The following is a 19,991-nucleotide window of genomic DNA, read 5'->3' on the forward strand; positions in this document are numbered from 1 at the left end:
AAAAATGTGTTCGCAGGCCAAGAAAAAACTACGTAGCCAATCTCCCTTCTGGTGCCGCATGTGGTTATTGTTCAACCACAACAAATCGCTGCCCGAGTGGTTAGGATAGGGGGGGCGCGCAAATTGCCAGGATGCCTGATCCGTTCTCCCTCGAGGTTTGCTGTGGCTGCCTACAATCTGCGTCAACTGAAATACTTCATCACCACCGTCGAATGCGGCAGCGTCGCCGAAGCCTCGCGCAAGCTATACATCGCCCAGCCTTCGATCTCCACGGCCATCAAAGGCCTGGAAGACAGCTTCGGCGTGCAATTGCTGATCCGCCACCACGCCCAGGGCGTGTCATTGACCCCCAGCGGTGCGCGCTTCTATCGCAAAGCCCAGGAACTGCTGCGCATGGCCAGGGAGTTCGAACAGAACGCCCTGGCCGACAACGATGTGGTGTCCGGGCAGATCGATATTGGCTGCTTTGAAACCGTGGCGCCGCTGTACCTGCCGCAACTGATGGCGGGGTTCTCGGCGTTGTATCCGGGCGTGGAAATCCGCATTCGCGACGGCGAGCAACAGGAATTGGTGCAAGGGCTGACGTCTGGCGCCTTCGATCTGGCGATCCTCTATGAACACGAACTTGACGGCACCATCCAGACCGAACCGCTGATGCCGGCACAACGTCCCTATGCCCTGCTGCCGGCCGATCACCGCTTTGCCCAGCAGCCGCAGGTGTCCCTGCGTGACTTGTGCCTGGAACCGATGATCCTGCTCGACGTGCAGCCGAGCCGGACTTATTTCGTCAGCCTGTTTGACGAGTTGGGACTGACCCCACGCATCGCCTTCAGCTCGCCATCGATCGAGATGGTGCGCGGCATGGTCGGCCAGGGGTTCGGTTTTTCGATCCTGGTGACCAAGCCGCATTCGGAGTGCACCTACGACGGGCAGAAAGTGGTGTGCGTGGACATTGCCGAAGACGTCACCGGTTCAGGGTTGGTAGCGGCCTGGCTCAAGCGCGGGCAACTGACCAAGCCGGCGCAGTTGTTCGCGGACTATTGCCGCGAACAACTGACCGCCAAATCCGAAAGCTCACGCACCCAATTGTAGTAGCTGCGGTGCGGCGATCCGACTTGCCAGCGAAGGCGTCATCAAGGCCGATGCAAGTCTCAAGGACCTCTTCGCCGGCAAGCCGGCTCCTACAGGGAATGCGTGCAGCGTCCTATCGGCGTTTGATTTATTTACGCGGTTTGATCCGCGCAGTGGCCTCGGCCACCAGCGGATCATCCGGCCAGTAGTGTTTGGGATAACGCCCCTTCAGATCCTTCTTCACCTCGGCATAGGTGCTGCGCCAGAAGTTCGCCAGGTCTTGAGTCACCTGCACCGGTCGCCGCGCCGGTGACAGCAGATGCAGCTTGACTACCTGTCGGCCCCCGGCGATGCGCGGGGTTTCGGCGAGGCCAAACAACTCCTGCAAACGCACCGCCAGAATCGGCGGCTGTTCGCTGTAGTCCAGACGAATCGACGAGCCCGACGGCACGCTCAAATGATGCGGCGCCAGTTCGTCCAGCCGCTGCGGCAGCGGCCACGGCAGCAGGTTGTGGACGATGCTCGACAGCTCCAGATTGGCGAAGTGACTGAGTCGCGACACCTTGCCCAGATAAGGCATCAGCCAGTGTTCCAGACTCTTGAGCAACGCCGCGTCGCTGACATCCGGCCACTCGCTCTCGCCCTTGCCAGCGAGGTCCAGTTGCCGCAACAACGCGACCCGCGCCTGCCACTGACGCAGCTCCGGGGTCCACGGCAACAGCTCCAGGCCTTTGCGTCGCACCAGGTTCACCAGTGCCTGGCTGCGGGCGGTTTCGTCGAGGCCGGTCAGGGGTTCGCGACTGAGAACCAACTCACCGACTTTGCGCTGACGCTCGGCCCGCAGCACCCCTTCACGCTCATCCCAATCCAGTTGATCGACGCAGCGAACCTGCTCGGCCAGCACTGAATCGAAGAGCGCCGGATCGAAGTCCGTCGCCAGGTAAATCCGCTCTTCACGCTGGCCCTGGCGACTGCCCAGATCGGCGATTACCAGCCACGGTTGCTTCATGAGGCTGTCGGCCTCGGCGAACAGTGCGGCACGTCCGTTGGCCAAGCGATATTCCGCACCACCGGCGCGCCGTTGTTGGGCGACGCGGTCGGGATAGGCCAGCGCCAGCAATGCACCGAGCCAGCGCGGGTGATCCGGATCGCTGACCGGCTCCGAGGCTTTGCCGCGCAGGTAACCACGATACTGCCGCGCCAGTTGCCGTGCGCGTTGCACGCCCCCCTGAGCACCGCGTGCAGCGCGTTCTTCGCCCGACAACAGCACCAGTCGGCTGTGCAAGTCCGCCCCGCCGCCACGCAAGATATCGCGCTCGCCGAGCAGCGCCGCGACGTCGCAGGCCATGTCCGCCAGACCCAGCGCCTGGCCGCGCAACAGCAAATGCGCGATGCGCGGATGCGCCGGCAGTTCGGCCATGGCCTGACCATGACGGGTCAGTGCTTCCCCCTCCAGAGCCCCCAGGCGTTCGAGCAGATCTTGAGCCTGTGCATAAGCGGCGGCTGGCGGCACGTCGAGCCACACCAGTTGCCCCGGTGTCACGCCCCAGCGTCCAAGCTGCAAGGCCAGTCCAGCGAGGTCCGCCGAGAGGATTTCCGCACTGCCATAGGCCGCCAGTTGTTCGTGCTGGTCCTGGGACCACAAGCGATAACACACGCCCGGCTCCAGTCGCCCGGCCCGGCCCGCTCGCTGGGTGGCGCTGGCCTTGGAAATCCGTTGTGTGTCGAGACGGGTCATGCCGCTGCCGGGGTCGAAACGCGGCACCCGCGCCAGCCCGGCATCGATCACCACGCGCACGCCATTGATGGTCAAGCTGGTTTCGGCGATGTTGGTGGCCAGCACCACTTTGCGCTTGCCCGCCGGTGCCGGATCGATCGCGGCCCGTTGCGCGGCGAGGTCCAGTTCACCGTGCAACGGACAGAGCAGAACCTGTGGGTTACCGCCCAGCGCATCCGCCAGTTGCTGATGCACACGCCGGATTTCCGCCTGCCCCGGCAGGAACACCAGCACGCTGCCGGTCTCGTCGTTCAAGGCTTCAAGGATGGTCTGCACCAGGCGCGGCTCGATGAATTCGCCGGCCTGAAACGCCCGGCCCCAGCGCATCACCACCGGGAACATGCGCCCTTCGCTGCGCAGGATCGGCGCGTCGTCGAGCAACCCGGACAAGCGTTCGCCTTCGAGCGTGGCCGACATCAAGAGGATTTTCAGCGGCTGATCATCACGGAACAGCTCACGGCCGTTGAGGCTCAGGGCCAGCGCCAGGTCAGCGTCGAGGCTGCGCTCGTGAAACTCATCGAAGATCAGCAGGCCCACGCCCTCCAGCGCCGGATCATCCTGCAGGCGCCGGGTGAGGATGCCTTCGGTGACCACTTCGATGCGGGTGTTGGGGCCGACCTTGCTGTCGAGACGAATGCGATAACCCACGGTTTCGCCAACCTTCTCTCCCAGCTCACTGGCCAGCCGCTCCGCCGCTGCCCGTGCGGCCAACCGGCGGGGTTCGAGCATCAGGATGGTCTGCCCGGCCAACCACGGCTCGTTGAGCAAGGCCAAAGGCACCCGGGTGGTTTTACCGGCACCGGGCGGCGCTTCGAGCACGGCTTCGTGGCGTGTAGCGAGGGCTTCACGCAGGGCGGGTAAAACTTCATCGATCGGCAAAGAAATCATGCTGGCTCCAAAACAGAGGGCCGAGTATAACGGCGAACTGTCAGGCGTTCGTCAGGGTCTTAATTCATACCGACGACGTTTCGTTTCGAGATTACCCAGGAGATTTCATATGCGTGCTCCCTTTCGCCTGATTGGCGGTGTTCTGGTCGCAACCTTGCTGACTCAAGTGACCGCCTGCGGTTCGATCTTCTACCCCGATCGCCGCGGCCAGATCGAAGGCAAGATCGACCCGGCCATCGCCGCGCTCGACGCCGTTGGCCTGCTGTTCTACATCATCCCCGGCCTGATCGCGTTTGCCGTGGACTTCGCCACCGGCGCGATTTATTTCGAGCCGGGCAAGACCGCCCAGGTCGACCCGCAAAAACTCAAGGATGCCATCGGCCCCGACGGTAAAGTCGATAACCGCAAGTTGCAGACTATTCTGGAAAGCGAACTGGGCCGCAGCTTCCCGCTGGACGATCCACGCCTGATCCAGAGCAAAGGCAGCGCCCAACAACTGGCGATGTTCGGCCTGCAACCCGCCGCATAATCCCTGCGCGCAAAAGGACTCTTCAAACAACGATGGCCACTATGACCTCCAGCTCCGAACACGCCCGCCTGCTGCGGCTGGCGACCCGTGCCTCGGTGGCGGTGGCGTGCACCCTGATCGTCGCCAAAGCCATCGCCTGGTGGCTGAGCGGCTCGGTGAGCATGCTCGCCGGGCTCACCGACTCGGCACTCGACGGCGTCACGTCATTGCTCAACCTGCTGGCGGTGCATTACGCCCTGCGCCCCGCTGACAATGATCATCGCTACGGGCACGGCAAAGCTGAGTCATTGGCAGGCATGGCCCAGGCGCTGTTCATTGGCGGCAGTGCGGTACTGATTGCGTTGCATGCCTATGATCGGCTGAAACACCCCGAACCGGTCGGCGCGCCGTGGATCAGCATCGGTGTGATTGTATTCTCGCTCGCCCTGACCCTGGCCTTGCTGATGTTGCAACATCGGGTGGTCAAGGCAACCGGCTCCAACGCCGTGCGTGCCGACTCGCTGCATTACCGTTCGGACATATTGCTCAACGGCAGCATTCTGCTGGCGCTGATACTGGCCGGGTTTGGCTGGGATCAGGTCGACGCCTGGTTTGGCCTGGGCATCGCCGCTTATATCTTTTGGAGCGCGGTACAGATCGCCCGGGAGAGTTTTGCGGTGTTGATGGATGAAGAACTGCCGCCGGATGTCAGCCAGCACATGCTGGAACTGGCGTGCAGCGTGCCCGGCGTGTTGGGCGCCCATGACCTGCGCACACGGATCTCCGGCAACCAGTGGTTTGTGCAGTTGCATCTGGAGTTGCCGGGGGAACTGACGCTGTCAGTCGCCCACGGCATCAGCGATCAGGCTGCCGCGGCCATTCACAACGCCTACCCGCGCGCCGAAGTGCTGGTACACGCCGACCCGCGGGAAGTGGTGAAAGCCGCCCGGGCTCAGTAATTCACCTGATAACCGCGACTGCTCAGGCAGTTGCCCTGGGCCTGTCGGTAGTCTTGCACCACCGCCGGGGCTGGCTGGTAGGTGGCGGTTCGTGGATCGAAACCGCTCTGCTGCACCGCGTATTGATAACACTCGTAGCCATCCCGACCGACCTGCTCCGTCGACTGACCGTTGGCCGGATACGCCTCCACGTCATAACCATTGCTGCCGGCTGGTTGTTGGTCAACCGGCGGCTCGACCACGACGTAGTCCTGAGTGCTTTCCTCATAGGCGTAATACGAACCGGCCGCAAGGAACAGCAATGCCCCGCCGATGAACACTTGCTGGGCGTAATCGGGCAGGTATCTGACGCGAATCCCGCGCGGTGGCTTCACCACTTCATAGCGCGGGCCGAGCGGGCGATACCAGTAACCGCCGGAATAGTAGTAATCCATGCCACGGTAAGGCACGTGGAAGTTGCGTTCGGGGAAGCGGTCGATCACCTGGCCGGGGCGATACCTGGGGCCTGGCCCCCAACCGGCACCGTATCCACTCGGGCGCCCCTGCATGTGATTGTCATAGGACGGTGCGTTTGTGTAGCCATTCCAGTGCTGGTTGTAATTATTGCGACGCGGCTGGCCCCGGTAGTCACCCTGCTGCGGCGGCCGGGTCTGCTGCACGGTGTCGGGACGGGGCTGGATCGGCATGTCAGTGGCCGGTAACTGCGGCGGAGGCGGCGGCGAGCGAACCCGGCTGTTGAAATCCGGCGCCGGACGGTTCTGCCACTGGCCATTGTTCAGATGTTGATTCTGGCCGTTGTGCTCGTACTGGCGGTTGTCGTTGTTCTGCACACGGGGCTCGTTCTGCGGCTGGCCGTTTTGCGGATGCGGCTGGTCGTTGCCACCATGGCCCTGATTCTCCCCCTGATGCCCGCCCTGGCCGTGTGGCCCGCCATCACGGCCATGGTTTTGTGGCTCATCGGCCATCGTTTGCGCGGTGACACTGACACACAGCAAACCAACGCCGGCCAAACGCCAGATGCGCGACTTCATGCTTTTCCTCATTGCGGGTTAGGGCCTGTACATAAGACTGGGAAAGCACCGGCCGGTTCTGCTACAGGTTATCTGTCACGCAACTTATTTATTGAGGGGCGCTCTTTGATTCACGGCAGCAAATTCCACGCAAGAAAAAGGGGAGACCCGTCGGCCTCCCCTTGGAGAACTTCGTCCTGGCTCGACGCTTGTGGCGCCGGCTCACCTCACGCCGTCTTCTGGACAGTGTGTAGCTCGGGGGCCGGCACATCCCCGGTGGGGGTGGCGACCGCGGCGGGCCTGATTGGGCGAGCCGCACTGGACTGTTTGTCCGAGCAGTGATTCTGGTGATAAGAATAGGCCGGGAGCGCCGGCAGAGGATTGCGAAGATTGCTTGATTAAACATCACTTGCGCAATTTTTAACCACAGATACATAATCCTCCGCAATAGTTACGACAAAGGACCGTTTGATGAGCAAGCTCGACCGTTACGACCTGAGTATTTTGGCGGAATTGCAGCGCGACGCACGCATCTCCAACCAGGAGCTGGCCGAGCGCATCGGCCTGTCGCCTTCGCCGTGCTCGCGGCGGGTCAAGCAACTGGAAGACGACGGCTACATTTCCCGCCAGGTCGCCCTGCTCGACCGTAAAATGCTCGGCCTGAGCCTGACGGCCTATGTACTGATCGGCATGGACCGTCACACGCCGGAGCGTTTCGAAAACTTCGAAGCGGCCATCCGCACCCTGCCCCAAGTGCTCGAATGCAGCCTGGTGACCGGAATGGATGCCGACTATCAACTCAAGGTCGTGGTGCCGGACATGGATCACTACCAGAAACTGCTGCTGGGGCATCTGACCCGGATTGAAGGGGTGACCAGTGTACGGTCGAGTTTTGTGTTGAATCAGGTTTTGAACAGCACTGAGCTGCCTTTGACTCATCTGCGTAGCTGATTGTGGCGAGGGGGCTTGTCGGGACGCCGCACCGCCCCGTTCGGCTGCGCAGCAGTCGCAAACTCAGCAAATACGGTGTGTCAGGTGTAACCTGCTTGCAGATTTCAGGGCTGCTTCGCACCCCAACGGGGGCAAGCCCCCTCGCCACAGGTGCGACACACCGACGCAGGTCAATACAGCGCGAACCCGCGCAGGCGTATACTCTCCGCGCCCTTTTAGCCACGCCCGCGCTGGAGATGTTCGATGGATCCTGCCGTTTTCGAAGAGTGGATGATGACCGGACTGGTCAGCATCCTGATCATTTTCATGGGTTTCATCGTCTGGGATCTGGCGAAGAAGTCCAAGGCCGGGCGCTTTGGCTCGTTCATTCTGTTCTTCGTGCTGGGCCTGGGCGTGGCGGCGTTCGTGATCAAGAGCGTGGTGATCGGCCTGATCGAGTCCGGCGCCTTATAAGCGCGCCGGCACTTCTTTCCACTGTCCCTGATCGAGCCCTTCGATCGTCCAGTCACCGATTCTGACCCGCACCAGACGCAAGGTCGGCAAACCGACCGCAGCGGTCATGCGCCGCACCTGGCGGTTGCGCCCTTCGCGAATCACCAACTCCAGCCAACTGGTCGGCACGCTTTTACGAAAGCGCACCGGTGGATTGCGCGGCCACAACTCGGGGTCGTCCAGTTGCCGCGCCTCGGCGGGCAAGGTCATGCCGTCATTCAATTCGACGCCGTCACGCAAACGCTGCAATTGCTCGGCGCTCGGTTCGCCCTCGACCTGCACCCAATAGGTCTTGGCCAGCTTGTGTTTCGGGTCGGCGATCCGCGCCTGAAGCTGACCGTCGTTGGTCAGCAGCAACAAGCCTTCGCTGTCGCGATCCAGTCGTCCCGCCGGATAGATACCCGGTACATCGATGTAATCCTTGAGGGTCGCGCGCCCTTCGCCATCACTGAATTGCGTCAGCACATCGAAGGGTTTGTTGAACAGGATCAGTTTCGGCTCGGCCGGCGGTGCCTTGGCGACACGGCGCGGGGCTGAAGGCGAGGGTTTCGCGCCAGGGCGGCGGGAAACGGGGTGTTGAGGACGGGACATGGCAAAGAGAGCATCTAACGGTCAGGGCTCACTATGCTAGTGGCCTGACCGTCAAATGACCATGACAACGATCAGCGGAACGGCGGCTCGTCGAAACTGCGCAGTTTGCGCGAGTGCAGTGAGTTGAGCTCGGTGCGCAACAGATCCACCGCCTCGATACCGATCTTCAAGTGCTGGCTGACCGCGCGCTCATAGAAGGCGTTGGCCGAACCCGGCAGCTTGATTTCGCTGTGCAACGGCTTGTCCGAGACGCACAGCAACGTGCCGTATGGCACCCGCAAACGATAACCTTGCGCTGCGATGGTGCCGCTTTCCATGTCAACCGCCACGGCGCGGGACAGGTTGATCAGCGGCCGTTCCTGGGCCCAGCGCAGCTCCCAGTTACGGTCGTCGTAGGTCAGCACGGTGCCGGTACGCAGGCGTTTCTTCAGTTCGTCGCCCTTCTCGCCGGTGACGTTGGCCGCCGCTTGCTGAAGCGCCAGCTGCACTTCGGCCAACGCCGGAATCGGAATGTTCGGCGGCACCACCCGGTCGAGAATCCCGTCGCGACGCATGTAAGCGTGGGCCAGCACGTAGTCGCCAATGGTTTGCGACTGACGCAAACCGCCGCAGTGACCGATCATCAGCCAGCAATGCGGGCGCAGCACGGCCAGGTGGTCGGTGATGTTCTTGGCATTGGACGGGCCGACGCCGATGTTGACCAGGGTCACGCCGTGGCCGTCACTGGCGATCAGGTGATAGGCCGGCATCTGGTAGCGGTGCCAGACCACCCCGGCGGCAATCGCCGAGGCTTCGTCGTGGTCCATGCTCTTTTCGATGATCACATTGCCCGGCAGCACCATGCGCACGAAGCGCGGATCTTTGCGCAGCTGTTCCAGACCATGGACGATGAACTGGTCGACGTAGCGGTGATAGTTGGTCAGCAGGATCCATGGCTGCACATGTCGCCAGTCGCTGCCGGTGTAATGCACCAGTCGGCGCAGGGAAAAATCCACCCGCGCAGCATCGAACAGGGCCAGGGGCAGCGGATCGGTGTTTTCCCAATCGTACAAACCGTCGGCGATGCCATCGGTCGCGGCCGACAGGTCGGTACTCGGGAACACCCGCGCCAGCACGGCAGCGGTGACGCCGGACCCCCCCAGTTCATCGCCCTGCTCGACCACATACGGATACGGGATGTTCTGCTCGCTGACACCGACTTCCACGGTCACGGTGAAGTCGTGCATCAGCGGAACGAGCTGTTCCAGCAGGTACTTACGGAATGCCGACGGATGGGTGACCGTGACGCTGTAGGTGCCCGGCAGCTGGACCTTGGCATAGGCACGGGTGGTCTGCGGGACTTCGCCCTGGCAAAGGTAGGTCAGGCGCAATTCGGGATAGCGGAACATCGAGCGCTGTTCGGCATCGGGCTCGACGCGATCCTTGAGGTAACGCTTGAGTGCCTGACTCAGCGCGGTGGTTGCACGATTGTGCAAGAGTGCAAGCCGATCCACGGCTTGCTCGGCGGTTTGAACGACAATAAAAGCTTCGGTCACGATCAGCATCCTGTGTTCTGACTTGCAGACCTTCATCTTGCCTGCATCGTCGCTTCACGGGAACAGCCGCGTGTTGGCAATGCAGCATTGCGGTATACACAAAACAATTGTGGGAGCGAGCCTGCTCGCGAAAGCGGTCTGTCAGTCAAATCAATGTTGAATATGACACCGCCTTCGCGAGCAGGCTCGCTCCCACAGGAGGCCGGTGTCGCTTAGAAGCCTTGCGGGGTCGAGCGGGCGACAATGGCTTCCACGTCCAGGCCTCGTGGTAACACGCCGTACACTCGGCCGCCACCCTCCAGACGACTGGCAATAAACGCATCGCTGATCACCGCATTCCCGGCCTCCAGCAACAACCTGGCCTGCAACCCCAAGGCGATGTCTTCAGTCAGTTGGCGGGCGCGGTACTGGATGTCGCTGGTGTCCTTGAAGGCTGCCTGCAATTGATGGATGTGCGCAGCCAGGCGCTTGTCGCCATGGCCATCGCCCAACTCACTGAACAGCGCGTCGAGCACACCCGGTTCTTTCGACAGGGCACGCAGCACGTCGAGACATTGCACGTTGCCGGAGCCTTCCCACGTCGAATTCACTGGCGCCTCGCGGTAAAGCCGCGGCAGGATGCTCTCTTCGACATATCCCGCGCCGCCCATGCATTCGGCGGCTTCGTTGATCATGGCCGGCGCCCGCTTGCAGATCCAGTACTTGCCCACCGCCGTCACCAATCGGGCGAACCTGGCTTCCTGCGAATCGTCCAGATGATCCAGTGCCCGCCCCATGCGCAGGCTCAAGGCCAGGGCGGCTTCACTTTCCAGCGCCAGATCCGCCAGCACGTTCTGCATCAACGGCTGTTCGCTGAGCAGTTTGCCGCCAACCGAGCGGTGAGCGCAGTGATGGCTGGCCTGGGTCAGCGCCTGACGCATCAGTGAACTGGAACCGACCATGCAATCGAAGCGGGTCATGGCGACCATTTCGATGATCGTTGGAACACCCCGGCCCTCTTCACCGACCATCCACGCCAGCGCACCACGGAGCTCCACTTCACTGGAGGCGTTGGAGCAGTTGCCGAGCTTGTTCTTCAGGCGCTGGATGTAGAACTGATTGCGTGTGTCGTCCGGGCGGTGACGCGGCAACAGGAAACAGGTCAGGCCCTTGTCGGTCTGCGCCAGTGTCAGGAACGCGTCGCACATCGGCGCCGAGCAAAACCACTTGTGCCCCACCAGTTCATAGGCCTGGCCCGGACCGCTGGCACCGACCGGATACGCCTTGGTGGTATTGGCCCGCACATCGGTGCCGCCCTGCTTCTCGGTCATGGCCATGCCGATGGTGACCCCGGCCTTGTGGGCCATGCCGACGTTGCGCGGATCGTATTCGGTGGCGAGGATTTTCGGCAGCCATTTTTCAGCCAGGTCCGGTTGCAGACGCATGGCCGGAACGCTGGCGAAGGTCATGGTCAACGGGCAGCCACTGCCGGCTTCGGCCTGGCTGTGCAGATACGACATCGAAGCGCGGGCGACATGGGCGCCGTCCTGCGGGTGCGCCCAGGGCAGCGAGGTCAAGCCGTGCTCGACCGCCGCGCGCATCAATTGGTGATAGGCCGGATGAAATTCCACCAGATCGATACGATGACCAAACCGGTCATGGCTGTTGAACAGCGGTTTGTTCTGATTGGCCAGGAACCCGGCTTCCATCAACGGGCCACCGGCCAGTGCGCCGTAGGCGTCGATCCGCGACTCGGCCCAACCGGCCCCGAACCGCCGCGACCACTCCTGCAACGGCAGGTCGATGCGGTACAGGTTGGCGCCATCCAGTGACGGTGGCTGGTTGGTGACTTCGTGGGTTTCAGCGAACTGATGCAGGTTCATGACAGGGCTCCTTTGGTCGGCCAAGGGACTTCAGTTAAGCACCGCCCCTCGGCCGATCAAAGTGTCATATCCGCCTAACTGTCGGCGCTTTCACCCTGTTGCGAGCGGAGCACACGGCGGTAGAGGGCGGCCTGCAAGTCTTCGAATTTCACCGGCTTGTTCAAGTGATCAACCAACGCGCCGGTCGGGCAGCGTTCACGCTCGCCGCCCAGAGCGATCATGAACAACGGCAGCTCGGCATAACCCGGTAACGCGCGGATCTGGCAGCACACCGACTCACCGCCCTGAAGCGGCACCTGACAGTCGACCAGCACTGCGTCAAACACTTCGCGCTGCAAGAGATCGAGTGCGACATCGGCGCTATCAGCCGTACGCACGCGGAACCCCAGCTTGAGCAACATGCCGCGCATCACCAACTGGCTGATGCTGTTGTTATCCACCAACAGCACGGCACAATCCTGAGGCAAGCGCAGGCGCGGAAAATCCCGGGTCATCAACGGCATCACCGGACGCTCGGCCACCGGCAGCCCAACTTCGACATCCAGCTGAAACCGGCTGCCGCGTCCCGGCTCGGTGCGATGCGTCAGGCGTCCACCCAGCAATTCGACCAACTGTCGGCAAATCGCCAGGCCAACACCCAGCCCGCCGTACTCACGGGTCATCGAGCCATCGAGCTGGAAGAAGCGTTGATACATCGTGGCCTCCCCCAAATCAGTGAAGCCAATGCCCGTATCGATCACCGCGAAGGTCAACGCCAGCCGGTCGGGCCCGATGGCCTTGCCGGTCACCCGCAGGGCCAGGCCGCCGACCCTGGTGAACTTGATGGCATTATCCAGCAGACATTCCAGGCACTGCGCGATCTTGACGTTGTCGCCTAGCAAGCGATCTGGCACACCCGGGGCGATATCGACCTTGAAGTCCAGCGACTTGCCTGATGCGTTGCCCTCGAACTGCATGCGCAGTGCCTCGACCATGCCGCGCAAACTGAAGGTGTCGACCGAGGCCTTGAGTTTACCGGCCTGCAGTTCGGTGAGGGTGAGGATGCCGTTGACCATGCGCATCATGTCCCGCGCCGATCCCGCAGCCGTCTGCTGATACTGCTCAAGCTCCGGGTCCATTTCGACCGTCTGCATCAGCTCCAGCGAACCGATCACGCCGTTCATCGGCGTGCGCAGTTCGTGGGTCAGGGTGGCAAGGAACTCGTCCTTGAGCTTGTTACTGCGAGCCAGTTGCTGGTTGAGCACTTCGAGCTTCTGGCTGGCGTCGAACAGGGTTTGTGCCTGCTGCTCGCGCATGGCGTTGATGCGGTCGGCCAGCGCCAGGGACAGCAGCGCCACTTCGATGGCCGAGCCGATCTGACTGGAATACATGGTCAGGAACACGTTCGGCAGGTAGCCCAGCACCATTAGCGTATTGACGATGCCGCCGAGCAAAAACGCCGACCAGGCAATAATGAAATACCGCGCCACCCGCAGGCCCCGCAGCCAGGCAAAGATCCCGGCGGCAAAAATCACTACGGTGAACGTGAGCGCCAGCGCCGTGGCCAGGCGCAGGGCCAGGGCGTAACTGCTCATCAATGACAGGCCGACCACCAGCGCACCGAAGGCAACCAGCGCCAGCAACAAGCGGTCGAGCCAGCGACTGTGGGTAGCCATTTGCAGGAAACTGCGGGCGAACTGACTGCCGAACAACCCCGCACAGCCGATGAAAAACGGCGTTGCGGCGTTGGCCCACCAAGGGTTGTCCGGCCAGAAATACTGCACAGCGGCACCGTTTACCGACAGCTGATACAAGCCGAACGAGGCGATATAGAAGATGTAGTAGAGGTAACTGGTGTCGCGCACGCTGAGGTAGATGAACAGGTTGTAGACCAGCATCCCCAGCAGCACGCCGTAGATCAGCCCCAATACATAGAGGCGCGCAGGCTGATCTTCGAGGTAGGCGGTGCTCGACCACAAGGTTACCGGTGCCTGGATCGAGCCTTCGCTTTGCAATCGCAAGAATACGGTTTCAGCCTGGTCAGGTTTGAACGTCAGGTCGAACAAATAGTTGTTCTGTCGAATCTCGCGGCTGGCGAACGGCAAGGCATCGCCGGTCTGCCTGACCAACTGATAGTCGCCGGCCGCATCGGGCAAATAGAGATCGAGATGATCGAGGGGCGGATAGGCCAATTCCAGCAGCCAGGTCCGTTGCGCCGCCGGATTGGCCGGACGGTAATGCAGGTCGATTTTCAGCCAGAATACCGAACGCGAGTACCCGGCGTTGAGCGTGTCTTTCTGGTGCGTTTTGAAGTTGCCGGCCGCCGCTTGCGCACGGATATCCGCGATGCTCGCCTGACCACCTGCGTCCTCGTAGACCTGCAGGGTTCGGCCCAAGGGGAGGCTTTGAGTGAATTCATCGAACTCGACGGCGTTTGCCAGGAGGGGCAAACACAACAGCAACATCAGCAAATAGTGCATTGAAGCCCCAGCGTGGCCTGTCCGGTTCTGTCAGGAAGCCCCCCATTCCTTTTGAGCAGACGTAAAACCGGTATTACCTGTTATTGGTTTGGATCCACTCTAGCATAGCCGTTGATAGCCATTAAACACCATTGAAATTTTTCCTGAAAAGGCTCTAGGACGGGCGTTTCAGCGATACTACTGAACGATTATCAATGGCAGAAATTCACTGTGGCGAGGGAGCTTGCTCCCGCTCGGCTGCGAAGCAGTCGTAAAACCAGTCGACGCAATGAACGTGAAGGTTTTTTGGGGCCGCTTCGCGCCCCAGCGGGAGCAAGCTCCCTCGCCACAATGGAGAGTCGCTGCACCCGAAAAAGAATGTTTGGTGGTAAGCTCGCGCACCATGAATATCTACAGCTCTCGCCCCGTTGTCCTCTGTCTCTCCGGCCACGACCCAAGTGGTGGCGCCGGCTTGCAGGCAGATATCGAAGCCCTGCTCGCTCAGGGTTGCCATGCGGCTCCGGCCGTCACCGCCCTGACCGTGCAAGACACCGTCAATGTCACTGATTTCCGCGTCCTCGACCGTGAGTGGGTACTGGCCCAGGCCAATGCCGTGCTCAACGACTCCGAAGTCGCGGCGGTCAAACTGGGCATGCTCGGCTCCCTGGAAATGGTCGACACTGTGGTCGAACTGCTTTCGGCGCACCCGCACTTGCCGGTGGTCTGCGACCCGGTGCTGCGCGCCGGCGGCGGCGGACGCCTGGGCAAGGACGAAGTCGGCTACGCCATGCGCGAACGCCTGCTGCCCCTGTCGATCATTGCGACCCCCAACCTTCCCGAAGCCCGGATCCTCGCCGAGCTGCCCGAAGGTACTGCGGACGAGTGCGCTGAAAAACTCCTGCCGTTCGTCAAACACCTGTTGATCACCGGTGGCCATGGCGACGAAACCGAAATCCACAATCGCCTGTACAGCCGTGACGGCCTGCGCGAAACCTTTACCTGCCAGCGCTTGCCGGGCAGTTATCACGGTTCCGGTTGCACCCTGGCCAGTGCTCTGGCCGGTCGTCTGGCCCAGGGCGAAAACCTCGCCAGTGCCGTGCAGACCGCGCTTAACTACACATGGCGCACCCTGCGTGATGCCGAGCAGTTGGGTAAAGGCCAGTTTGTGCCGCGTCGCTTGCCACTGGATTTCTGTTCGTAACTTCTCTTTGTAATGCAGTGAGGCTTGTCCGATGAAACTACGTGGCCTGTACGCCATTACCGACAGCCAGTTACTGGCCGGTAAATTTCTTTCGTACGTGGAGGCGGCGCTTGAAGGCGGCGTCACCCTGCTGCAATACCGCGACAAAAGCAGCGACGAGGCCCGCCGCTTGCGTGAGGCCGAAGCCTTGCGCGAGTTGTGTGAACGCTACAAGACACAGTTGATCATCAACGACGACGCCGAGTTGGCGGCACGCCTGAATGTGGGCGTGCACCTGGGCCAGACCGACGGCCCGCTGACTCCTGCCCGTGCGCTGCTCGGGCGTCAGGCGATCATCGGTTCAACCTGCCACGCGCAGCTCGAACTGGCCGAACAGGCTGCCAGAGAAGGTGCCAGTTACGTCGCCTTCGGCCGCTTCTTCAATTCGAACACCAAGCCCGGCGCGCCGACCTGCAGCCTCGAACTGCTCGACCAGGCCCGCAAGCAGTTGCACCTGCCGATCTGCGCGATCGGCGGCATCACCCTGGAAAACGCCGCCCCGCTGGTGGCCCACGGCGTCGATCTGCTGGCGGTGGTGCATGGCCTGTTTGGCGCCGAGAGCACGGCCGAGGTAACCCGCCGCGCCCGCGCCTTCAACGAATTGCTTTCTATTAAAGTCGCTTAAAATCTGATTTGAGAGCCCGATCATGTCTCGTTCCGAAACGCTGTTTGCCAATGCCCAAAAACACATTCCCGGTGGCGTGAACTCGCCGGTTCGCGCGTTCAAGAGCGTCGGCGGCACGCCGTTGTTCTTCAAGCACGCCGAAGGCGCCTACGTCACAGACGAAGACAACAAGCGCTATGTGGATTACGTCGGCTCCTGGGGCCCGATGATCCTCGGCCATAGCCACCCGGACGTGCTGGACGCCGTGCGCAAGCAGCTTGAGCACGGTTTGTCCTACGGCGCCCCGACCGAGATGGAAACGCAGATGGCCGACCTGGTCTGCTCGCTCGTGCCGTCGATGGAAATGGTGCGCATGGTCAGCTCCGGCACCGAAGCGACCATGAGCGCCATCCGTCTGGCCCGAGGCTTCACCGGCCGCGACAGCATCATCAAATTCGAAGGCTGCTACCACGGCCACTCCGACAGCCTGCTGGTCAAGGCCGGCTCCGGCGCACTGACCCAGGGCGTACCGAGTTCGGCCGGTGTACCGGCAGCGTTCGCCAAACACACCCTGACCCTGCCGTTCAACGACATCGACGCCGTTGAAAGCATGCTCGCCGAAGTCGGCCAGGACGTGGCCTGCATCATCGTTGAGCCAGTGGCTGGCAACATGAACTGCGTGCCGCCGGCACCGGGTTTCCTCGAAGGCCTGCGGACCCTGTGCGACAAGCACGGCGTGGTACTGATTTTCGACGAAGTGATGACCGGTTTCCGTGTCGCCCTCGGCGGTGCCCAGGCGTATTACGGCGTGACACCGGACCTGACCACCTTCGGCAAGATCATCGGTGGCGGCATGCCGGTCGGCTGTTTCGGCGGCAAGCGTGAAATCATGCAGCGTATCGCTCCGCTGGGCCCGGTCTACCAGGCCGGCACGCTGTCCGGTAACCCGCTGGCGATGGCTGCCGGCCTGACCACCCTGCGCCTGATCAGCCGCCCGGGCTTCCATGCCGAGCTGACCGACTACACCACTCGCCTGCTCGACGGCCTGCAACAGCGCGCCGATGCGGCCGGCATTCCGTTCGTGACCACCCAGGCCGGCGGCATGTTCGGCCTGTATTTCAGCGGCGCCGACGACATCGTCACCTTCGATGACGTCATGGCCAGCGACGCTGCCCTGTTCGGTCGCTTCTTCCATCTGATGCTGGAAGGAGGCGTCTACCTGGCACCGAGCGCCTTCGAAGCCGGCTTCACTTCGATCGCTCATGGTGAAGCCGAGCTGAAACTGACCCTGGACGCCGCCGAGCGCGCCTTCGCTGCCTTGAAATAACGCTGTGGCGCTGACGTTGGCTATTGCCGGCGTCAGCTTTCACCTACACGCCGCCGGTACTCCTACAGTTTCAGCAAAAATCCCTCGCAAAACGGGCGTTATATTTCCCGCGCAGCAGAAAAACGAGTAAAGACTTTGTAAGGTTGCCCCTGCTTATTTCATAATGCGCGCTTATTGGATCCCTCGATGGGTCCGCGCGCCCTTCAGAGGTAAGTCGATTCCCATGAACCGCACCGGCCGCACCCTTGCACTGGGCTGCCTGTTGCTTCTTCAGCCCCTGCTCGCGCACGCACAAGCAGGCGGCAACTCGTTGTTAATCCCAGCGATGGGTCGCTGCACCCTCAATACCCAGCCGCAAGACCTGGAACAGGCGCTCGCCGCCTGCCAGAAAGCGTCGGAGGAAGGGGATGCACAAGCGCAATACGAGTTGGGTGAGTTCTACTACGAAGGCAAAAACGCGCCGCGCGACCTCAATCAAGCCCTGAGCTATTTCGAAAAAGCCTCGCTGCAGGGCCACGCCCAGGCGCAATTCAAGCTCGGCACCATGTTCTTCCACGGTGAAGGCGTGCCGGCCAATAACGTTCAGGCGTACATCCTGCTGAAGATGGCGGCGGTCAACGGCGCCGAAGATGCCCTGGACACCGCCGACGAAGTCACCGAAAAAATGCCCCGCGAAGAACTCGAAGTCGCCACCCAGGTGCTCGGGCAAATTTTCCGCAAATATTTGATGGAATTGCAGAGCGCTGATGGGCGTACGCCTTTCGCACCTCTTCCCTGATTTTTGCTGCGACGCATTCGCTGGCAAGCCAGCTCCTACAAGGACCGCGCGTTTCTGTAGGAGCTGGCTTGCCTGCGAATGGAGCGACTCGATTCCAGGTCTTACTTCTCAGGCATTGGCATCGGAAACGGCATGACATTGCCGACCGCGCCACGGGCCTCGCTGATTTTCGGTGTTCCCATACGCTCGACTTCGTCGATACGCACGATCGAATGCATCGGCACAAAACTGCGCACTACGCCTTCGAACTGAGCCTTGAGCTTTTCTTCGCTCGGATCGACGACCACTTGCGTGCGCTCGCCAAAGACGAACTCTTCCACTTCCAGAAAGCCCCACAGATCACTTTGATAGATCTGCTTGGCGTACATTTCGAACACCTGGCCCTGGTTGAGGAAAATCACCTTGTAGATTGGAGCTTCACGTTTGGTCATGGCGGGCGAGCAACACATCGGGGGATAAAAATGAGGGCGCGAACTATAGCATAGCCATCGGACGCGCAGCGGTAGGAACCTGGGTACATGTTCCCTATAATGCGCGGTTCTTTGAATCAGGTGATGACTCTATTCCATGGCCAAGAAGCTTTACATCGAAACCCACGGTTGCCAGATGAACGAGTACGACAGCTCGCGCATGGTCGATCTGCTGGGCGAACATCAGGCCCTGGAAGTCACCGCCCGCGCTGAAGACGCCGACGTGATCCTGCTCAACACCTGCTCGATCCGCGAACGTGCCCAGGATCGCGTCTACTCCCAGCTCGGCCGCTGGCGTGAACTGAAACTGGCCAACCCGGACATGGTGATCGCCGTCGGCGGTTGCGTGGCCAGCCAGGAAGGCGCGGCCATCCGTGATCGCGCGCCGTACGTCGACGTGGTCTTCGGCCCGCAGACCCTGCACCGCCTGCCGGAAATGATCGACGCCGCGCGCATCAGCAAGCTGCCACAAGTCGACGTCTCGTTCCCGGAAATCGAGAAATTCGACCATCTGCCCGAACCTCGCATCGACGGCCCGAGCGCTTACGTGTCGGTGATGGAAGGTTGCAGCAAATACTGCACGTTCTGCGTGGTGCCCTACACCCGTGGTGAAGAAGTCAGCCGGCCGTTCGACGATGTGCTTGCCGAGATCATCCACCTGGCCGAAAACGGCGTGCGCGAAGTGACGTTGCTGGGGCAGAACGTCAACGGCTATCGTGGCCTCACCCATGACGGACGCCTGGCGGATCTGGCCGAGCTGATCCGCGTGGTCGCCGCGGTCGACGGCATCGACCGCATCCGTTACACCACGTCGCATCCGCTGGAGTTCTCCGACAGCCTGATCCAGGCCCATGCCGACGTGCCGGAACTGGTCAAGCACCTGCACTTGCCGGTGCAGTCGGGCTCGGACCGCATCCTCGCCGCGATGAAGCGCAACCACACCGCACTGGAATACAAATCCAAACTGCGCAAACTGCGCGCCGCCGTGCCGGGGATCTGCATCAGCTCCGACTTCATCGTCGGCTTCCCGGGCGAGACCGAGAAAGACTTCGAGCAAACCATGAAGCTGATTGCCGACGTCGGCTTCGACTTTTCCTACTCGTTCATCTACAGCCAGCGCCCGGGCACACCGGCCGCCGATCTGACCGATGACACGCCGCAAGAGTTGAAAAAAGAACGCCTGAACGCGCTACAACATCGCTTGAACCAGCAAGGTTTCGAGATCAGCCGACAAATGGTCGGTTCGATCCAGCGGATCCTGGTAACCGATTACTCGAAAAAAGACCCGGGCGAGCTGCAAGGCCGGACCGAGAATAACCGGATCGTCAACTTCCGCTGCGACAATCCGACCCTGATCGGCCAGTTCGCGGACGTGCACATCGATGCCGCGCAGCCGCATTCGCTGCGGGGTTCGCTGATCCAATAACACCGTTAATCCCTGTGGGAGCGAGCCTGCTCGCGATTGCTATCTGACATTCAATGCATCAGTC

Annotated in this window: 17 protein-coding genes; 10 read left to right on the plus strand and 7 right to left on the minus strand. The window is 61.6% G+C overall.

Features of this window, described 5'->3' with window-relative positions; genetic code table 11:
- The first annotated feature begins 162 nt into the window (after positions 1 to 162).
- Entirely contained in the window at positions 163 to 1,092 is a 930-nt protein-coding gene (locus ACM6IK_RS21590; protein ID WP_414875927.1) for a LysR family transcriptional regulator, read from the plus strand.
- Positions 1,093 to 1,219: 127 nt separating this feature from the next.
- Here ACM6IK_RS21590 and hrpB read toward each other — a convergent pair whose 3' ends face one another.
- Positions 1,220 to 3,736 carry an ATP-dependent helicase HrpB gene (hrpB, locus tag ACM6IK_RS21595; protein WP_414875928.1) on the minus strand — a complete coding sequence of 839 codons (2,517 nt, stop codon included), beginning with the start codon at positions 3,734 to 3,736 and terminating at the stop codon, positions 1,220 to 1,222.
- Between the two features lie 109 nt (positions 3,737 to 3,845).
- Here hrpB and ACM6IK_RS21600 point away from each other — a divergent pair, with 109 nt between their 5' ends.
- Positions 3,846 to 4,265: a hypothetical protein gene (locus ACM6IK_RS21600; RefSeq protein WP_008022979.1), complete on the plus strand. Its 420-nt coding sequence runs from the start codon at positions 3,846 to 3,848 to the stop codon at positions 4,263 to 4,265.
- Positions 4,266 to 4,306: 41 nt separating this feature from the next.
- On the plus strand, positions 4,307 to 5,203 hold the full coding sequence (locus ACM6IK_RS21605; RefSeq protein ID WP_414875929.1) for a cation diffusion facilitator family transporter: 897 nt from the start codon (positions 4,307 to 4,309) through the stop codon (positions 5,201 to 5,203).
- Here ACM6IK_RS21605 and ACM6IK_RS21610 read toward each other — a convergent pair.
- Positions 5,197 to 6,234 (minus strand): DUF6515 family protein, encoded by a 1,038-nt coding sequence (locus ACM6IK_RS21610; RefSeq protein ID WP_414875930.1) that lies wholly within the window; start codon positions 6,232 to 6,234, stop codon positions 5,197 to 5,199. The genes ACM6IK_RS21605 and ACM6IK_RS21610 overlap by 7 nt on opposite strands.
- A gap of 450 nt (positions 6,235 to 6,684) precedes the next feature.
- Here ACM6IK_RS21610 and ACM6IK_RS21615 point away from each other — a divergent pair, with 450 nt between their 5' ends.
- Complete coding sequence (locus tag ACM6IK_RS21615) at positions 6,685 to 7,164, plus strand: Lrp/AsnC family transcriptional regulator (RefSeq protein WP_007937367.1); 480 nt, start codon at positions 6,685 to 6,687, stop codon at positions 7,162 to 7,164.
- 243 nt (positions 7,165 to 7,407) lie between these two features.
- On the plus strand, positions 7,408 to 7,617 hold the full coding sequence (locus ACM6IK_RS21620; protein ID WP_003185724.1) for a DUF2788 domain-containing protein: 210 nt from the start codon (positions 7,408 to 7,410) through the stop codon (positions 7,615 to 7,617).
- On the opposite strand, the gene ACM6IK_RS21625 is transcribed toward ACM6IK_RS21620, so the two are convergent.
- From ACM6IK_RS21625 to ACM6IK_RS21640, 4 genes are all read right to left on the minus strand, one after another.
- Positions 7,612 to 8,247, minus strand: a complete 636-nt coding sequence (locus ACM6IK_RS21625) for a pseudouridine synthase (RefSeq protein ID WP_414875931.1) — start codon at positions 8,245 to 8,247, stop codon at positions 7,612 to 7,614. The two genes, ACM6IK_RS21620 and ACM6IK_RS21625, sit on opposite strands and share 6 nt — an antisense overlap.
- A 71-nt stretch (positions 8,248 to 8,318) precedes the next feature.
- Positions 8,319 to 9,818: an AMP nucleosidase gene (gene amn, locus ACM6IK_RS21630; RefSeq protein WP_414875932.1), complete on the minus strand. Its 1,500-nt coding sequence runs from the start codon at positions 9,816 to 9,818 to the stop codon at positions 8,319 to 8,321.
- A 176-nt stretch (positions 9,819 to 9,994) separates the two neighbouring features.
- The gene (locus ACM6IK_RS21635) at positions 9,995 to 11,644 is read right to left on the minus strand and encodes an acyl-CoA dehydrogenase family protein (protein WP_414875933.1); all 1,650 of its coding nucleotides are present in this window, start codon (positions 11,642 to 11,644) and stop codon (positions 9,995 to 9,997) included.
- 74 nt (positions 11,645 to 11,718) lie between these two features.
- Entirely contained in the window at positions 11,719 to 14,103 is a 2,385-nt protein-coding gene (locus ACM6IK_RS21640; RefSeq protein ID WP_414875934.1) for a 7TM diverse intracellular signaling domain-containing protein, read from the minus strand.
- A gap of 382 nt (positions 14,104 to 14,485) precedes the next feature.
- Between ACM6IK_RS21640 and ACM6IK_RS21645 the strand changes: the two genes are divergently transcribed.
- The 4 genes from ACM6IK_RS21645 to ACM6IK_RS21660 all read left to right on the plus strand — a co-directional run bounded on the left by ACM6IK_RS21645 (position 14,486) and on the right by ACM6IK_RS21660 (position 18,031).
- On the plus strand, positions 14,486 to 15,283 hold the full coding sequence (locus tag ACM6IK_RS21645) for a hydroxymethylpyrimidine/phosphomethylpyrimidine kinase (RefSeq protein ID WP_057713171.1): 798 nt from the start codon (positions 14,486 to 14,488) through the stop codon (positions 15,281 to 15,283).
- 31 nt (positions 15,284 to 15,314) lie between these two features.
- Positions 15,315 to 15,947: a thiamine phosphate synthase gene (gene thiE / locus ACM6IK_RS21650; RefSeq protein ID WP_414875935.1), complete on the plus strand. Its 633-nt coding sequence runs from the start codon at positions 15,315 to 15,317 to the stop codon at positions 15,945 to 15,947.
- A gap of 22 nt (positions 15,948 to 15,969) precedes the next feature.
- A complete protein-coding gene (gene hemL, locus ACM6IK_RS21655; protein WP_085726051.1) occupies positions 15,970 to 17,253 on the plus strand; it encodes a glutamate-1-semialdehyde 2,1-aminomutase in 1,284 nt (427 codons plus the stop codon).
- Positions 17,254 to 17,476: 223 nt separating this feature from the next.
- On the plus strand, positions 17,477 to 18,031 hold the full coding sequence (locus ACM6IK_RS21660; protein ID WP_414875936.1) for a tetratricopeptide repeat protein: 555 nt from the start codon (positions 17,477 to 17,479) through the stop codon (positions 18,029 to 18,031).
- A 101-nt stretch (positions 18,032 to 18,132) separates the two neighbouring features.
- Here ACM6IK_RS21660 and ACM6IK_RS21665 read toward each other — a convergent pair whose 3' ends face one another.
- The gene (locus ACM6IK_RS21665) at positions 18,133 to 18,462 is read right to left on the minus strand and encodes a DUF1820 family protein (RefSeq protein ID WP_008052403.1); all 330 of its coding nucleotides are present in this window, start codon (positions 18,460 to 18,462) and stop codon (positions 18,133 to 18,135) included.
- 136 nt (positions 18,463 to 18,598) lie between these two features.
- Here ACM6IK_RS21665 and miaB point away from each other — a divergent pair, with 136 nt between their 5' ends.
- On the plus strand, positions 18,599 to 19,927 hold the full coding sequence (gene miaB, locus ACM6IK_RS21670; RefSeq protein WP_414875937.1) for a tRNA (N6-isopentenyl adenosine(37)-C2)-methylthiotransferase MiaB: 1,329 nt from the start codon (positions 18,599 to 18,601) through the stop codon (positions 19,925 to 19,927).
- Positions 19,928 to 19,991: the final 64 nt, after the last annotated feature.

This window comes from Pseudomonas sp. IT-196MI5 (assembly GCF_949767415.1).
In the GTDB taxonomy this organism is placed as follows: domain Bacteria; phylum Pseudomonadota; class Gammaproteobacteria; order Pseudomonadales; family Pseudomonadaceae; genus Aquipseudomonas.

Coding starts and splice junctions, on each gene's coding strand:
- thiE (WP_414875935.1), top strand. CDS start 15,315: ATGAAACTACGTGGCCTGTACGCCATTACCGACAGCCAGTTACTGGCC.
- ACM6IK_RS21605 (WP_414875929.1), top strand. CDS start 4,307: ATGACCTCCAGCTCCGAACACGCCCGCCTGCTGCGGCTGGCGACCCGT.
- miaB (WP_414875937.1), top strand. CDS start 18,599: ATGGCCAAGAAGCTTTACATCGAAACCCACGGTTGCCAGATGAACGAG.
- ACM6IK_RS21625 (WP_414875931.1), bottom strand. CDS start 8,247: ATGTCCCGTCCTCAACACCCCGTTTCCCGCCGCCCTGGCGCGAAACCC.
- ACM6IK_RS21600 (WP_008022979.1), top strand. CDS start 3,846: ATGCGTGCTCCCTTTCGCCTGATTGGCGGTGTTCTGGTCGCAACCTTG.
- ACM6IK_RS21660 (WP_414875936.1), top strand. CDS start 17,477: ATGAACCGCACCGGCCGCACCCTTGCACTGGGCTGCCTGTTGCTTCTT.
- hemL (WP_085726051.1), top strand. CDS start 15,970: ATGTCTCGTTCCGAAACGCTGTTTGCCAATGCCCAAAAACACATTCCC.
- ACM6IK_RS21610 (WP_414875930.1), bottom strand. CDS start 6,234: ATGAAGTCGCGCATCTGGCGTTTGGCCGGCGTTGGTTTGCTGTGTGTC.
- ACM6IK_RS21645 (WP_057713171.1), top strand. CDS start 14,486: ATGAATATCTACAGCTCTCGCCCCGTTGTCCTCTGTCTCTCCGGCCAC.
- ACM6IK_RS21620 (WP_003185724.1), top strand. CDS start 7,408: ATGGATCCTGCCGTTTTCGAAGAGTGGATGATGACCGGACTGGTCAGC.
- ACM6IK_RS21665 (WP_008052403.1), bottom strand. CDS start 18,462: ATGACCAAACGTGAAGCTCCAATCTACAAGGTGATTTTCCTCAACCAG.
- ACM6IK_RS21640 (WP_414875934.1), bottom strand. CDS start 14,103: ATGCACTATTTGCTGATGTTGCTGTTGTGTTTGCCCCTCCTGGCAAAC.
- hrpB (WP_414875928.1), bottom strand. CDS start 3,736: ATGATTTCTTTGCCGATCGATGAAGTTTTACCCGCCCTGCGTGAAGCC.
- amn (WP_414875932.1), bottom strand. CDS start 9,818: ATGAAGGTCTGCAAGTCAGAACACAGGATGCTGATCGTGACCGAAGCT.
- ACM6IK_RS21635 (WP_414875933.1), bottom strand. CDS start 11,644: ATGAACCTGCATCAGTTCGCTGAAACCCACGAAGTCACCAACCAGCCA.
- ACM6IK_RS21615 (WP_007937367.1), top strand. CDS start 6,685: ATGAGCAAGCTCGACCGTTACGACCTGAGTATTTTGGCGGAATTGCAG.